This is a genomic window from Streptomyces sp. NPDC052496 (assembly GCF_040679095.1).
GTDB lineage: Bacteria > Actinomycetota > Actinomycetes > Streptomycetales > Streptomycetaceae > Streptomyces.
Map to the genome: position 1 here is coordinate 154,961 of NZ_JBFAUH010000020.1, position 16,306 is coordinate 171,266.

5 protein-coding genes are annotated in these 16,306 nt (G+C 73.9%); 3 read left to right on the forward strand and 2 right to left on the reverse strand.

Features of this window, described 5'->3' with window-relative positions; all coding sequences use genetic code 11:
* Window positions 1-42 precede the first annotated feature (42 nt).
* A complete protein-coding gene (locus AB0L45_RS25915) occupies window positions 43-2,091 on the reverse strand; it encodes a transglycosylase domain-containing protein (protein WP_365843859.1) in 2,049 nt (682 codons plus the stop codon).
* A gap of 382 nt (window positions 2,092-2,473) precedes the next feature.
* A complete protein-coding gene (locus AB0L45_RS25920) occupies window positions 2,474-2,998 on the reverse strand; it encodes a hypothetical protein (protein ID WP_365843861.1) in 525 nt (174 codons plus the stop codon).
* A 169-nt stretch (window positions 2,999-3,167) separates the two neighbouring features.
* On the opposite strand from AB0L45_RS25920, the gene AB0L45_RS25925 reads away from it, so the two are divergent.
* The 3 genes from AB0L45_RS25925 to AB0L45_RS25935 all read left to right on the forward strand — a co-directional run bounded on the left by AB0L45_RS25925 (window position 3,168) and on the right by AB0L45_RS25935 (window position 16,306).
* Window positions 3,168-3,821: a response regulator transcription factor gene (locus AB0L45_RS25925; RefSeq protein ID WP_365843863.1), complete on the forward strand. Its 654-nt coding sequence runs from the start codon at window positions 3,168-3,170 to the stop codon at window positions 3,819-3,821.
* A 13-nt stretch (window positions 3,822-3,834) separates the two neighbouring features.
* Entirely contained in the window at window positions 3,835-5,100 is a 1,266-nt protein-coding gene (locus AB0L45_RS25930) for a HAMP domain-containing sensor histidine kinase (RefSeq protein ID WP_365843865.1), read from the forward strand.
* Window positions 5,101-5,314: 214 nt separating this feature from the next.
* Window positions 5,315-16,306, forward strand: a complete 10,992-nt coding sequence (locus tag AB0L45_RS25935; RefSeq protein WP_365843867.1) for an amino acid adenylation domain-containing protein — start codon at window positions 5,315-5,317, stop codon at window positions 16,304-16,306.

Sequence of the window (16,306 nt, forward strand, 5' to 3'; positions counted from 1 at the left end):
GACGCAGGGGACGCGGGCCGGAGGCTTCCGCGGTACCGGGGGCTACCGGGCGGCCATGTACCGCGTCCAGATGTCGATCGGGAGCGGGCTGCCGATCGCCTTCTTCGGCCGGCCGCCGATGCCGTCCAGCGGCATCAGCTCCTGGCTCTTGGGGTCGATGCGCGCGAGCGAGACGGCGGTCGACAGGGTGCCGCGGTAGCCGACGAACCACGCGGACTTGTTGTCCTGCTCGGTGCCGGTCTTGCCGGCCGCGTCGGGGCCCGCCCCCTTCGCCGCGGTGGCCGTGCCCCGGCGGACGGCCTCGCGCAGGGCGTCGTCCACCGCGCCCGCCACGCCCTGGGGCAGCACCTGCCGGGCGGTCGGCTTGCCGACCGGCACCTCGCTGCCGTTGCGCATGAGCTTGCCGACCGAGTACGGGTCGCTGTGCTTGCCCCGGCCCGCGAAGGTGGCGTACGCGTCGGCCATCCGGATCGCGCTGGGCGTGGCGGTGCCCAGCGCGAAGGACGGCAGCTTCTCGCCGAGGCTGCTCTCCAGCAGCCCGGTCTGCACACCGACCGTGCCGACCCGCTCCAGGCCCACGTCCATGCCCAGCTGCATGACCGTGGTGTTGACGGACTGCGCGACCGCGCTCTTCAGCGGGATCTTCCCCCAGGACCGGCCGCCGTCGTTCTCCGCCTTGGCGATCCTTCCCGCGCGGTCCCAGTACGGGCCTTCCGGCGTGCGCAGCGTGATCTTGTTGTCGCCGTCGTAGACCGTGGCCGGCGTGACCGGCGTCCGGGGCTTGCCGCGCTCGCGCTCGACGCCGTCGCGCAGCGCCGCCGCGTAGACGAACGGCGTGAAGGCGCTGCCCGCCGGCACCACCGAGGAGTTGGCGTCGTTGAACCCCTGCTTGAGGTAGTCCGGACCGCCGTACAGTGCCACGATCCGCCCATCCGTGGTCACCGAGGCCGCGCCGATGCGTACGTGCCGGTCGGCCGCCCGGCTGCCCGGGTCGAGCTTGGCCCGGGCGGACTCGACGGCCTTGGACAGCGCCGTCATCCGGGGCTTCTCGAACGTGGTGTGGATCTGGTAGCCGCCGAGCGCGAAGTCCTTCTCGGAGATGTCGGTGTGCGCGCCGACGTAGGCCCGGGCGGTCTCCACGAGGTAGCCGTTCTGGCCGGTCAGGCCGGCGGGCTTGGGCGGGGCCTGCGGCTCGGGGAAGCGGGTGTAACGGCCGCGCTCCTCCGGGGAGAGCTTGCCGATGGCCACCATCCGGTCCAGCACCCAGTTCCAGCGCTCCACCGCGCGCTTGCGGGGCTCGGCGCCGAGCGCCGGGTCGTACAGCGCGGCGCCCTTGAGGAGCGAGGCGAGGAACGCGCCCTCGCTGACGTTCAGCTGGGCGGCGTCCTTTCCGTAGTACGCGTGCGCGGCGCGCTGGATGCCGTAGGTGCCGCGCCCGAACCAGCTCGTGTTCAGATAACGCTCCAGGATCTCGTCCTTGGTCATCTTGTTGTCGAGCTTGATCGCGATGAACATCTCGCTGAGTTTGCGGGTGAAGGTCTGGTCCTGATTGAGATACGCGTTCTTCACGTACTGCTGGGTGATGGTGGAGCCGCCCTGGGTGTCGCCCCCGGTGATCATCCTGGTGGCGGCCCGGACGATACCGCTGGGGGAGATGCCGCTGTCCTCGTAGAACGTCTCGTTCTCGGCGGCCAGCGCGGCCCACCGGACCTTCTCCGGTACCGAGGCGAGGGGCATGTCCTGCCGGTTGATGTCTCCGGTACGGGCCATCTCGGTGCCGTCGGCCCAGTAGTAGACGTTGTCCTGCTGGGTGGCAAAGGCGTTGAGGTCGGCGGGTATCTCGGTACGCGCGAACATGATCGTCAGGAGGACGGCCAGTGCGCCGAAACAGGAGCCGGCCAGCCCCAGCGACTGGCGCCAGGACGGCACCCAGCGCCGGAAGCCGGTGCGCCCGGGGAGTGGGTAGGCCGGGCGGCGGAGCCGGAGTCTGCGGCGGTTCGCGGCCCACCACCGGCGGAGGACGGACCAGCGGCCGCCCGCTGCGGCGGTGGTGGCGGTCCGGGCGTGTGCCCCTTTTCGACGTTCGATCACCGCTCGACCCTATGGGATGACTCCCCGTACCTATGTTCTGCTCTGCCACGAAAACGTTACGTTTCCCCGGCGCGGGGGTGGCGGGCCGCCGGAGACCGGGCCGCGGCGCCCCGGCCGGGCGTCGTGCGCACGGGGGCGGCCGGGGCGGCCGCGCGGTCTCCGGCGGCCCTGGGGAGGACGCCGAATTCGGCCACCGTCAGGCTCGTTCAGCTGAAATGAGCCTGTTATTCGAACAGTGGCCGGAATTCCTGGATGGCGTGCGAAACTTCCATGATGACGGGCGTGCGGTTACGTCGCGGTTACAGGTCCGATTCTGTGGAATTGAGGCAGGCCGATAATGTCCAACCGCCCAATGGGGGCGGTTGGACGTGGTGCGGGAAGGTCAGAACTCGGAAGGCAGACTCGGCGCCTTGGGTGCCGCCGGGCAGTCCTCGGTGCAGGTGAAACCGAGCGCCGGAGTCTCCGGGGTCACCGCGGCGGGCTCCTTCGGCAGGCTGCTGTCGGCGGGCAGCTTCGACGCGCAGGCCTTGGCCGCGGTCCGGTACGCCTTGGAGACCGGGTTGATGTTGCCGCCCGACTTCAGCTGGAGCTGCCCGTTCTCCTTGATGGTGATGCCGGGGAAGTCCTTGACCCCGTTGTCCTTCATGCACTGCGTGAACGCCGCCGCCTGGCGTTCCCGGGTCGCGGAGTCCCCGGCGGCGGCCTTCCCCGTACTGTCCGAGGCCGACGCCGAGGACGTGGCCTGCGCCGCACGGGCGACGGACTGCGTCGATGCGGCCGGGGCCGCGGACGACGAGGTCTGGAGCGCCAGGACGGTCCCGCCGGCCGCCAGTGCCGCGACGAGCAGCGGGACGGCGAACAGCCTGCGCTTCTTACGTGGTGTTTCCTCTTCGGACGGTGCCGACATGTCAACTCCTCTGGGACGCTGGACGTCTGGAAGCCAGTTCAGCAACCGGGCGGTTACCGCGACGGAACATCGGGTGTTAAGCGCCTGTAACCCCGATCAGCCCTTACGCCGCTGTAACCGTCCCCCGCGCAAGATCACAGACAACGGTGACGGACCGACGGTGGGGGCCATGCGGATTCTGGTGGTGGAGGATCATCGCGATCTCGCGGAGACGCTGGCCGCGGGCCTGCGCCGGGAGGGCATGGCGGTCGACGTCGCCCTCGACGGCGCGGCCGCGCTGGAACGTACCGCGGTCAACCGGTACGAGGTCGTCGTCCTCGACCGCGACCTGCCCGGCCTGCACGGCGACGAGGTGTGCCAGACGCTGATCACCGAGGGCTACCCGGCGCGGGTGCTGATGCTGACGGCGGCGGCCACGATCGAGGACCGGGTCGTGGGCCTGACCAGCGGCGCCGACGATTACCTGCCCAAGCCGTTCGCCTTCGCCGAACTGGTCGCCCGGATCCGCGCCCTGGGGCGCCGCAGCCAGCCCGCGCTGCCCCCGGTGCTGTGCCACGCCGACCTCAAGCTGGACCCCGGCAAGCGCACCGCGCAGCGGGCGGGCACCCGGCTCGACCTCAGCCCCAAGGAGTTCGCGGTACTCGAACTGCTGCTGGCGGCGGGCGGCCGGGTCGTCTCCGCCGAGGAGCTGCTGGAGCGGGCCTGGGACGAGGCCGCCGACCCGTTCACCAACACGGTCAAGGTCACCGTGAGCCGGCTGCGGCGCAAGCTGGGCGACCCGCCGCTCATCGAGACCGTGGCCCAGGCCGGATACCGGATCTGAGGGGAGGCCGGGGATGCGCCGTACCCGCCGTCCGGACCGCCGCACGCCCGGCCGCCGCCCGTCCGGCCGTGCCGGGTCCGGCCGTCCCGCTCCCGGCCGCCCCGCACCCGGCCCCTTCGGCAGGATCCGCTGGACCATCCGGCTCCGGCTGACCCTGCTGTACGGGGCGCTCTTCCTGGTCACCGGCGTGCTCCTGCTCACCGTGGTCTACCTCCTGGTGGCCGGCCGGCCACCGTGGGCCGGTGTCGAGCCGCCCGCCCCGCCGGCCGCGTCCGTGAGCCCCAGCGGCCTCGGCGCCGCCGTCGGCGTACCGGCTCCGACGGTGGACCTGGAGACGCGGTTGCAGCAGCAGCGCAGCGACTACCTGGAGAAGCTGCTCACCTCGTCCGGGATCGCGCTGGCGCTGCTGACGCTCCTGTCGGTGTGGCTGGGCTGGCTGATGGCCGGCCGGGCGCTGCGGCCCCTGCGCACCATGGCCGACACCGCCAAGGCGATCTCGGCGAACGACCTGCACCGACGGCTCGGCGCGCCCGGCCCGGCCGACGAGATCAAGGACCTGGCCGACACGTTCGACGCGCTGCTCGACCACCTGGAGGGCGCGTTCGAGGCGCAGCGCAGATTCGTCGCCAACGCCTCGCACGAGCTGCGCACCCCGCTCACCTTCGAACGCAGCCTGCTGGAGATCACCCTCGCCGACCCGGACGCGAGCGCGGCCGAACTGCGCGAGACCTGCGTCCGGGTGCTCGGCAGCAACGCCCGGCAGGAGAAGCTGATCGAGGCGCTGCTGACGCTGGCCCGCAGCCAGCGCGGCCTGGACCGGCGGGTGCCGGTGGACCTGGCGGCGCTGGCCGCCGAATGCCTGGGCCGGCCGCGCGACGCCGACGGCCCGCCCGGCGTACGGATCGGCAGCGACCTGGCGCCGGCCGCGGTGCTCGGCGACCGGCCGCTGGTCGAGCGGCTGATCGTCAACCTGGTCGACAACGCGGTCCGGCACAACGTGCCCGACGGCCGGGTACAGGTGTGGACGGGCCGGCACCACGGCCGGCCGGCGCTGAGCGTGCGCAACACCGGGCCCGAGGTGCTCCCGTCCCAGCTCGAACTGATCTTCCAGCCGTTCCAGCGGCTCCGGGCGACCCGGCTCGGCGGCCACGACGGCCAGGGCATCGGCCTGTCGATCGTCGCCGCCATCGCGGCCGCCCACGACGCGGAGCTGCGTGCCGAGGCACTGCCGGAAGGCGGCCTCGAAATCCGCGTCGAATTCCCACCCGTCGCCCGCTGACGCAGCAGGGAATTCCCCTTCTTCTGGACGTCAATATTCCGCTGTCTGGACACTGCGCGGGTCCGCCGCGTTACGGGTATGTTCGCCGCAAGAGCTGCCGCCGCGCGCCCCGGATAACGGTGTGGCCGCGCGGCGTTGTAATTCACGGGGGGAGCTCGGCGTGCGTGGAAACGGGAATAACCGCGGTGACCGGACGGAACCGACGGGGATTCCGTTGTCGTTCGGTCAGCAGCGGATGTGGTTCGTCAACAGGCTGGAGAACGCGGGCACCGCGTACACGATGGCCATGGCGGTCCGGCTCGTCGGCGGGCTGGTCCGGCCGGCGCTGGAGGCGGCCTGGGCCGACGTCGTCGAGCGGCACGAAGCCCTGCGTACGGTCTTCCGCGAGGCGGACGGGGAGACGTGGCAGGAGGTACGCGACGAACCGCCGGCCGGGCTCGGGAACCACGCCGTCACCGAAGCGGAACTGGCCCCGGCTCTCGCCGCCGAGGCGGGCCGGGCATTCGACCTGCGGACCGAACCGCCGTGCCGGGCGACGCTGTACGCCCTGTCCCCGCGCGAGCACGTCCTGCTGCTCGTGGTGCACCACATAGCCGTCGACGGCCGGTCGCTGGAAATCCTGGCCCGGGACCTGTCGCGGGCGTACGCCGCCCGGTCGCAGGGCCGGGCACCGGACTGGCCGCCGCTGCCCGTCGCGTACACCGACTTCGCCCGGCGGCAGCAGGAACTCCTCGGAGAGGAGGGTGACCCGGAGAGTGTGTACGGGCGGCAGCTCGCCTACTGGCGCCAGGCCCTGGTGGGCCTGCCCGCCCAGCTGGACCTGCCCTGTGACCGGCCGCGCCCCGCCGAGCCCCGGCACGAGGGGAGTTCGGTGCCGGTCCATATCCCGCCGGACACCCACCGGGCGCTCCTGAAGATCGCGGACGACTGCGACGCCACCCCGCTGATGGTGGTGCGGGCCGCCCTCGCCGTCCTGCTCTCGCGGCTGGGCGCGGGCGACGACATCCCCATCGGCTCCCCGGCCGACGGGCGCACCGACAAGAGGCTCGACGGACTCGTGGGCTTCGTCGCCAACACCCTGGTCCTGCGGACGAACCTCACCGGCAACCCCGCCTTCACCGAACTGGTACGCCGGGTCCGTGCCACGGAGCTCACCGCCGAGGCACACCAGGACCTGCCCTTCGAACACCTCGTCGGGGTGCTGAACCCGGACCGCTCGCTGGCCCGCCACCCCCTGTTCCAGGTGCTGCTGGTGCTGGAGGACTCGCCCGGCTCCGCCTGGGACCTGCCGGGCCTGACCGCCGTACCGGAGCGGGTCGGCATCGAGGCCGGGCGCGACGACCTGACGTTCGGCCTCTTCGACCTCTACCTCAACCTGGCCGAACGCCATGACGCCGACGGGCGGCCCCGCGGCATCGACGGCGGGCTCTGGCACAACGCGGAGCTCTTCGACCGGGAGACGGCCACCCTGCTGGCCGCCCGGCTCACCGCGCTCCTCGCCCGGGTCACGGCGGACCCGGCGCTGCGGACCGGCGAGGTCGGTGTCCTGCTCGACGGTGAGGAGGAGCGGCTGCTCACCGAGGTGAACACCGGCCGGCCGGCCGCCCCGGACACGACCGTCCCGGCCCGGTTCGCGGAGATCGCCGCCCGCTTCCCGGACGCGGCCGCGGTCGTCTCCGACGCGGACAGCCTCACGTACGCGGACCTCGACGCCCGGGCGAACCGGTTCGCCCGGTACCTGCACGCCGGGGGAGTGGCACCGGGCCACCGCGTCGGCGTCGTGCTGCCCCGCTCCGCCGGGCTGGTCGTCGCGCTCCTCGGCATCGCCAAGGCCGGTGCGCTGGCCGTGCCGGTGGACCCGTCCTACCCGGCCGAGCGGGTGCGCCACCTCCTGGAGGACTCGGCCCCCACGCTGGTCGTCAGCGGGGAGGAAGCGACGCGGGAGGACACCCTGCGCGACTTCTCGGCCGCGCCGCTCCCGGTCCGGGTGTCGCCCCGGTCGGGCCTGTACGTGATGTACACCTCCGGTTCGACGGGCGTGCCCAAGGGCGTGACCGCCACCCACGGCAACGTCGCGGCCCTCGCCCGCGACACGTGCTGGGACGACATCGGCACCGGGCGCGTCCTCTTCCACGCGCCGCACGCCTTCGACGCCTCGACGTTCGAACTGTGGGTACCGCTGCTCAACGGCGGCTGCGTCGTGGTGGCGCCGGAGACGGACCTGACCGGCAGCGCCCTGGCCCGGCTGACCGCTGCGTACGCGCTGACGGCGGTGCACGTCACGGCCGGGCTGTTCCGGGTGCTGGCGCAGGAGACCCCGGAGTGCTTCGCGGGCCTGCGGCACGTCCTGACCGGTGGCGACGTGGTGCCCGCCGAAGCCGTCGCCCGGGTCGCCGCAGCGTGCCCGGACGCCACGCTGCACCACCTGTACGGGCCGACCGAGATCACCCTGTGCGCCACCACGTACACCGTCCCCCCGGGTACGCGGGCACCGGCGGTGCTCCCGATCGGCGGGCCGCGCGACGGCGTACGGGTCTTCGTCCTGGACCGGGCGCTGCGCCCCGTTCCGGCCGGTGTCACCGGTGAGCTGTACGTCGCGGGCGGGGGTGTGGCGCCCGGCTACTTGAACCGGCCCGCGCGTACCGCGGAACGTTTCGTCGCCTGCCCGTACGGCGGCGGACGGATGTACCGCACCGGCGACCTCGTACGGTGGGACCGCCACGGCCGCCTGGTGTTCCTGCGCCGCGCCGACGACCAGGTAAAGGTCCGAGGTTTCCGGATCGAGCCGGCCGAGGTCGAGTCCGTCCTCGCGCGCGCCCCCGGCGTGGAGCAGGCCGCCGTCGTCGTCCGCGAGGACCGCCCCGGCGACAAGCGCCTCGTCGCCTACGTCGTCGGCGACACCTCCGACGTACGGGACTTCGCCGCCGAGCGCCTGCCGGACTACATGGTCCCCGGCACCGTCGTCCCCCTGGACACCCTGCCGCTGACGGCCAACGGCAAGGTCGACCGGGCCGCGCTGCCCGCCCCCGACCACGCGGCGGCCACCTCGGACCGGCCGCCGCGCACCCCGCAGGAACAGCTCCTGTGCCGGCTGTTCGCCGAGGTCCTCGGCCTGGACCGGGTCGGTGTCGACGACCGGTTCTTCGACCTGGGCGGCGACTCCCTGCTCGCCATGCGGCTGACCAGCCGGGCCCGTACCGCCCTCGGCGTCGAGATCCCCATGACCGTGATGTTCGAGTCGCCCACGGTCGCGGGCCTGGCCGGGCGGCTGCACGAGCTGGGCGCCGGGCGCCCGCGCGTGGTCGCGGCGCAGCGGCCGGAGGTGCTGCCGCTGTCGTTCGGGCAGCAGCGCATGTGGTTCGCCAACCGGCTGGAGGACACCAGCGGCGCCTACAACATGGCGATGGCCGTCCGGCTGACCGGCAGCCTGGACCGGCCCGCGCTGCGCGCCGCCTGGGCCGACGTGATCGCCCGCCACGAACCGCTGCGCACGGTCTTCCCCGAGCGCGACGGCGTACCGCACCAACTGGTGCTGGACGCGGACCCGACCGGCCCGGACGCCCCGGAACTCCCGGTCGTCCCCACCACCGACGACGCGCTGGACACCGTGCTGGCCGAGCACATCGGGCGCCGGTTCGCGCTCGACACGGCACCGCCCCGGCGGGCGACCCTGTTCGCACTCTCCGCCGATGCCCACGTCCTCCTGGTCGTCGTGCACCACATCGCCGCCGACGGCGGATCGATGGGAATCCTCGCCCGCGACCTCTCCACGGCCTACACGGCGCGGAGCCTGGGCCGCGCGCCCGACTGGGCGCCGCTGCCCGTCCAGTACGCCGACTTCACCCTCTGGCAGCACGCGCTCCTCGACAGCGGCAACGGCCTGCTCGACACCCAGCTCGCCCACTGGACCGAGGCACTGGCCGGCCTGCCGGACCAGATCGAGCTGCCCACCGACCGGCCCCGCCCGGCCACGGCCAGCCACCGCGGCGCCGTCCTGCCGTTCACCGTCGACGCCCGGGTGCACCAGCGGCTGAGCGCCGTCGCCCGCGAGTGCGACACCACACTGTTCACGGTCGCGCAGGCCGCGGTCGTGCTGCTGCTGTCACGGCTCGGCGCGGGTGACGACATCCCGCTCGGCACGCCCGTCACCGACCGCACCGACGAGTCCCTGGAGGGCGTCGTCGGGTTCTTCCTCAACACCCTGGTGCTGCGCACCGACGCCGGGGGCGACCCGGCCTTCACCGAGCTGGTCGCGCGGGCCCGGGACGCCGACCTCGCCGCGTACGCCCACCAGGGCCTCCCGTTCGAGCACCTGGTGGAGGCGCTGAAGCCCGTCCGGTCGACCGCCCGGCACCCGCTCTTCCAGGTGCTGCTGGTGATGGAGGACGAGCTGAACCCCGCCTGGGACCTGCCGGGACTCTGCGCGGCACCGGTCCCGGTGCCGCCCGCCACGGTCGAGTTCGACCTGGTCTTCGGCCTGGGGGAGCGGCCCGGCGGCGCCGGCCTCGACGGCTACCTGGAGTTCGCCACCGACCTCTTCGACCCGGACGGCGTGCGGAGCCTGGTCACCCGACTGCTCGCGGTGCTCGACCAGGTCGCCGGCGACCCGGGGCTGCGGGCCGGCGAGGTCGAACTGCTGGCTCCCGAGGAGCGCCACCGGCTCGTCACCGGCGTCAACGTCGGAGCGGCGGACGCCGGCGACCGCACCCTCCTCGACCTGTTCGACGCCACCGTGCTGCGGTCCCGCGCCGACACCGCCGTGACGGCGGGCGCCATCTCGCTGACGTACGGCGAACTGGACGCGCGCGCCGACCGTTTCGCCCGGTACCTGCATTCCAAGGGCGTGACCCCCGGCGACCGGGTGGGTGTGACGCTGCCCCGCTCGGCGGAGCTCGTCGTCGTCCTGCTGGGCATCGCCAAGGCGGGCGCCGTCTTCGTACCGGTGGATCTGTCCTATCCGGCGGAGCGGGTGCGGTGGCTGCTGGCGGATGCGGCTCCGGTGCTGGTGGTGGGGGAGCGGGAGGTGCGCGAAGCCGCCGCGGGCCACTTCGCCACCACGCCACTGCCGGTGGCGGTGACGCCGGAATCGCCCCTCTACGTGATGTACACCTCCGGGTCGACAGGGGTGCCCAAGGGCGTGGTGGCCACCCACGGGGGCGTCGCGGGGCTGGCGCTGGACTCCTGCTGGGGTGACATCGGCACGGGCCGTGTCCTGTTCCACGCCCCGCACGCCTTCGACGCCTCGACGTTCGAACTGTGGGTGCCGCTGCTGAACGGCGGACGTGTGGTCGTGGCACCCGAGACGGTGGACCTGGACGGCACGGTCCTGGCCCGCCTGGTGGGCGAGCACGGGCTGACGGCCGTCCATGTGACCGCCGGCCTGTTCCGGGTGCTGGCGCAGGAGACGCCCGAGTGCTTCGCGGGCCTGCGGCACGTCCTGGCCGGCGGCGACGTGGTGCCCTCCGAAGCGGTCGCCCGGGTCGCCGAGGCGTGCCCCGGCGTCGAGATCCGCCACATGTACGGGCCGACGGAGACCACGCTGTGCGCCACCACGTTCGTCATCGCACCGGGGGCGAAGGTGCCGCAGGTGCTGCCGATCGGCTCTCCTCGGGACGGGCTGCGGGTCTTCGTCCTGGATACCTTTCTGCGGCCGGTTCCGGTGGGTGTCGCGGGGGAGCTGTACGTGGCCGGACGTGGTGTCGCGCACGGGTACCTGGGGCGGGCGGCGCTGACCGCGGAGCGGTTCGTGGCGTGCCCGTACGGGGGCGGGCGGATGTACCGGACCGGTGACCTGGTGCGCTGGGACCGGGACGGCCGTCTGGTCTTCCTGGGCCGCGCCGACGACCAGGTGAAGATCCGGGGCTTCCGGATCGAACTGGCCGAGGTCGAAGCCGTCCTCGGGCAGTGCCCCGGTGTCGCGCAGGTCGCGGCGTTCGTACGGGAGGACCAGCCGGGCGACAAGCGCCTGGTCGCCTACGTCGTCGGGGACGCCCCCGCCCTACGGGAGTTCGCGGCCGAACGGCTGCCGGACTACATGATCCCGTCGGCCACGGTCGTCCTGGACGAGCTGCCGCTGACGGCCAACGGAAAGGTCGACCGGGCCCTGCTGCCCGCCCCCGACCACGCGACGGCAGGGTCGCCGGGCCGCGCGCCCCGCACACCGCAGGAGCAGATCCTGGGCCGGCTGTTCGCCGAGGTGCTGGGCCTGGACCCGGCCCGGGTCGGCATCGACGACGGCTTCTTCGACCTGGGCGGGGACTCGCTGCTCGCCACCCGGCTGGCGAGCCGGGTCAAGGGGGCGCTGGGCGCGGAGATCTCGGTGCGGGCGCTGTTCGAGGCGCCCACGGTCGCGGGACTGGCGGGGCGGCTGGACGAGTTCGAGGCGGTGCGGCCGGTGCTCGTACCGGTGGACCGGCCCGACCCGCTGCCGCTGTCGTTCGGGCAGCAGCGCATGTGGTTCCTGCACAGCCTGGAGGGGCCCAGCGCGACCAACAACATCCCCCTGGCCGTGCGGCTGACCGGCGCGCTGGACGTCGCGGCGCTGGAGGCGGCCTGGGGCGACGTCGTGGCCCGCCACGAGACGCTGCGCACCCGCTACCCCGAACACGGCGGAGGCGCCCGCCAGGACGTCCTGGACGCGGCGCAGGCGCCCGTACACCTCACCACCGTCGGGATCGAGGCGGACGGCGTGGCGGCGGCGCTGGCCGCCGGCGTCGCGCAGGGCTTCCGGATCGAGCGCGAACTCCCCTGGCGCGTCACGCTGTTCGAGGTGACGCCGGCCGACCACGTGCTGCTGATCGTGGTGCACCACATTGCCGCCGACGGCTGGTCCATGGGCGTCCTGGCCGACGACCTCGCGACCGCCTACGCGGCCCGCACCGAAGGCCGCGCGCCCGGCTGGGCGCCCCCGGCCGTCCAGTACGCCGACTTCACCCTCTGGCAACGCGACCTGCTCACCCAGCACACCGAGAACGGCCTCTTCGCCCGGCAGGCCGCATTCTGGTCCGAGACCCTCGCGGGGCTGCCGGAACACCTGAAACTGCCCTTCGACCGGCCCCGCCCGCCGGTGGCGACCCACCGGGGGGCGTTCCTGCCCTTCGCGGTGGACGCCGCCGCGCACCGGCGCCTGGCGGAGATCGCGCGCGAGTGCGACGCCACGCTGTTCATGGTGGCGCAGGCCGCCGTCGTGGTGCTCCTCTCGCGGCTCGGCGCCGGCGAGGACATCCCGCTCGGCACGCCCGTCGCGGGCCGCACGGACGAGGCCGTGGACCAGCTGGTCGGCAACTTCCTCAACACGCTGGTGCTGCGTACGGACGTCAGCGGCAACCCGTCCTTCACCGAACTGGTCGGCCGCGTACGGGAGACCGACCTCGCCGCGTACGCCCACCAGGACCTGCCCTTCGAGCACCTGGTGGAAGTGCTGAACCCGGTCCGCTCGCTGGCCCGGCACCCGCTCTTCCAGGTCGCCTTCGCCCTCCAGAACGCACCCGAGACGCACTTCGACGTTCCGGGCCTGGAGTCCCGGCTGATCCCGGTGGAGATGTCCACCTCGAAGTTCGACCTGTCGGTCCTGATGTGGGAGCGCCGGGACGCCGACGGCGCCGCCGCGGGCCTGGACTGCTACCTGGAGTTCGCCACCGACCTCTTCGACCACGCCACGGCACAGCGCCTGGTGGCCCGGCTGCTGCGGGTGCTCGACCAGGTCACAGCGGACCCCGCCGTACGGGCCGGGGCGGTGGACGTGCTCGGCGAGGACGAGCGGACCCGGGCCGCGGCGGCCGCGCCACCGCACCGTGCGGAGACCCGGGACGAGACCGTGCCGCGGTGCTTCGGACGGGCCGTCGCGCGGTACGGCGACGAGGTGGCCGTGGAGTCCGCCGACGGCACGCTGACCTACCGGGAACTGGACGCGCGGGCCGACCGGTTCGCCCAGTACCTGCACGCGGAGGGCGTCACCGCCGGCGACCGGGTGGCGGTACTGCTGGACCGCTCGGCGGAGCTGGTCGCCGTGCTGGTCGGCATCGCCAAGGCGGGCGCGGTGGCCGTACCGGTCGACACGGCGTACCCGGTCGACCGGGTACGGCTTCTGCTGGAGGACGCCGCCCCCGTCCTGGTCATGACGCGTTCCGAAGTGACCGAGGCCCTGCGGTACTTCCCGGCCGTCCCGCCGCCCGCGCGGGTGGCGCCGGACTCCGGGCTGTACGTGATGTACACCTCCGGCTCGACCGGGACGCCCAAGGGCGTCCTCGCGACCCACGCGAACGTCACCGCGCTCGCCCTCGACCCCTGCTGGGACGGCATCGCCACCGGACGCGTCCTGTTCCACGCGCCGCACACCTTCGACGCGTCCACCCTGGAGCTGTGGGTGCCGCTGCTCAACGGCGGCCGCGTGGTCGTCGCGCCGCCGCTGGACCTGGACGGCGAGACGGTGGCCCGGCTGGCCGGCGAATACGCGCTGACGGCCGTGCACGTCACGGCCGGGCTGTTCCGGGTGCTGGCGCAGGAGACGCCCGAGTGCTTCGCGGGCCTGCGGCACGTCCTGACCGGCGGCGACGTGGTGCCCGCCGAAGCCGTCGCCCGCGTCACCGACGCCTGCCCCGGCGTCGCCGTCCACCACCTGTACGGGCCGACGGAGACCACCCTCTGCGCCACCACCCACCTCGTCGCACCCGGCACGCCGGCACCGGCGGTGCTCCCGATCGGCGGGCCGCGCGACGGCGTACGGGTCTTCGTCCTCGACACGCTGCTGCGGCCGGTGCCCACGGACGTGGCGGGTGAGCTGTACGTGGCCGGACGCGGTGTCGCGCACGGTTACCTGGGGCGGGCGGCGCTGACCGCGGAGCGGTTCGTGGCGTGCCCGTACGGGGGCGGGCGGATGTACCGGACCGGCGACCTGGTGCGCTGGGACCGGGACGGGCGCCTGGTCTTCCTGGGCCGCGCCGACGACCAGGTCAAGGTGCGGGGTTTCCGGATCGAGCCGGCCGAGGTCGAGTCCGTCCTCGGGCAGTGCCCGGGGGTGGAGCAGGCGGCGGTCGTCGTGCGCGAGGACCGGCCCGGCGACAAACGGCTGGTCGCCTACGTCGTGGGCGACGCCTCCGGAGTACGGGACTTCGCCGCCGGCCGGCTGCCGGACTACATGATCCCCGGCGCCGTCGTCACCCTCGACGCCCTGCCCATCACGGCCAACGGCAAGGTCGACCGGGCCGCGCTGCCCGCCCCCGACTACACGGCGGCCTCCGCCGGACGGGCGCCCCGCACACCGCTGGAGGAGCTGTTCTGCCGCTTCTTCGCGGAGGTGCTGGGGCTGGTGACGGCGGAGACCCGGGCGGCCGCCACGACAGAGGCGCCCAGGACGGACACGGCGGAGGCGACCGAGGCGACGGCTGCGACGGCCGTGACGGACGCGGCCCCGAACCCGGCGGCCCCGGACGCGCGTCCCGTCCCGCCCGTCCGGCCCCCGCTCGTCCCGCGTCCGGACGCCCTGGGCCCGCTCGTCCCGCGCCCCGACGTCCCCCGACCCGACATCCCGCACCCCGACACTCCGGCGGCCCCGGCCGCCCCCGCCGCCCCGCACGTCCCGCCCCCCACCATCGGCGCGGACGCGAACTTCTTCGAACTCGGCGGCGACAGCATCATCTCCCTGCAACTCGTCGCCCGCGCGGCCCGGGCCGGCTACCGGATCAGCGCGACCGACGTCTTCCAGCACAAGACCCCGGAGGCCCTGGCCCTCGCCGCCCGGCCCGTCACGGAGGAGGAGACACGGCACGACGACAGCGACGGGCCCGTACCCCTCACCCCGGTCATGCGGCAGCTCGCCGACCGGCAGGCCCTGGCCGGACCGCTGCATCAGACCGTCATGGTCTGGACGCCCACCGGCCTGACCGTCGCGGAACTGACCGCCGCTCTGCAGGCCGTCCTGGACCACCACGGCGCCCTGCGGCTGCGCCTCGGCCCCGACGACACGCTGCACGTCCGGCCGCCGGGCGCCGTACAGGCGGCGGGTCTGCTGCGGACGGTACGGCTGCCCGGGCCGGCCGAGCAGATCACGGCGGTGATCGTCCGGGAGCAGTGCGCCGCCGCGACCGGCCGCCTCGACCCGCGCTCCGGCGCCGTCCTGCAAGCCGTGTGGTTCGACGCGGACTCGCACCGGCCCGGCCGGCTCTTCCTCGCCGCGCACCACCTCTGCGTGGACAGTGCCTCCTGGCGCATCCTCCTCGACGACCTGGCCTTCGCCTGCGAGGCGGTCAAGGCCGGCACCACCCCGGCCCTGCCACCGGTCCGTACGTCCTTCCGCCGCTGGGCCGAACTGCTGCGCCAGGCCGCCCACGACCCCGCCCGGACCGCCGAACTGCCGCTGTGGCAACGGACCGGCGCACCCGTCGCGCCGTTGCTGCCCGCGGTGCCCACCGGACCGGGCGGGTCCGGGACGCTGAGCATGACCCTGGCGCCCGACACGTCGGCGGCCCTGCTCACCACCGTGCCGGCCGCCTTCCACGCCGAGGTCACCGAGGTGCTGCTCGCCGCGCTGGTGCTCGCGGTCGCCGACTGGCGCGGCCGGCCCGGCACCGTCCTGGTCGACCTCGAACGGCACGGCCGCGAGGCCGGTCTCGCGCCCGGCACCGATCTGTCCCGTACGGTCGGCTGGTTCACCAGCGTCCACCCGGTCCGGCTCGGCCCGGGCAGCACGCAGGCCGGGGGCCGTACCGGCACCGCCGACCCGGGAGCCGTACTCAAACACGTCAAGGAACAGCTCAGGGAAGTGCCCGCACACGGCATCGGCCACGGGCTGCTCCGCCACCTGAACGCGCGGACCGCCCCGGCCCTGGCCGGGCTCGCCGAACCGCCGCTGCTGTTCAACTACCTCGGCCGCGTCCCCGCCGCGGACGAGCGCCGGACCGCCACCGCATGGAGCGCCACCGGTGACGACCGGCCGCCCGAAGGTGTACGCACCCACCTGGTCGACCTCGACGCCGTCACCGTGGACACCGACGACGGCCCCCGGCTGACGGCGCACTGGGCCTGGGATCCGGCGCTGGTCTCCGAGGCCGACATGCGGCGGCTCGGCCAGGCGTGGTTCCGGGCCGCCGAGACCCTGGCGGCGTGTGCCGCCGAGGCGGACGCGGGCGGCCGTACGCCGTCGGACCTCGACCTCGTCTCCCTGACGCAGGACGACATCGACCAGCTCGAAACGGAATGGGGAAAGTAG

Coding starts and splice junctions, on each gene's coding strand:
- AB0L45_RS25930 (WP_365843865.1), top strand. CDS start 3,835: ATGCGCCGTACCCGCCGTCCGGACCGCCGCACGCCCGGCCGCCGCCCG.
- AB0L45_RS25920 (WP_365843861.1), bottom strand. CDS start 2,998: ATGTCGGCACCGTCCGAAGAGGAAACACCACGTAAGAAGCGCAGGCTG.
- AB0L45_RS25925 (WP_365843863.1), top strand. CDS start 3,168: ATGCGGATTCTGGTGGTGGAGGATCATCGCGATCTCGCGGAGACGCTG.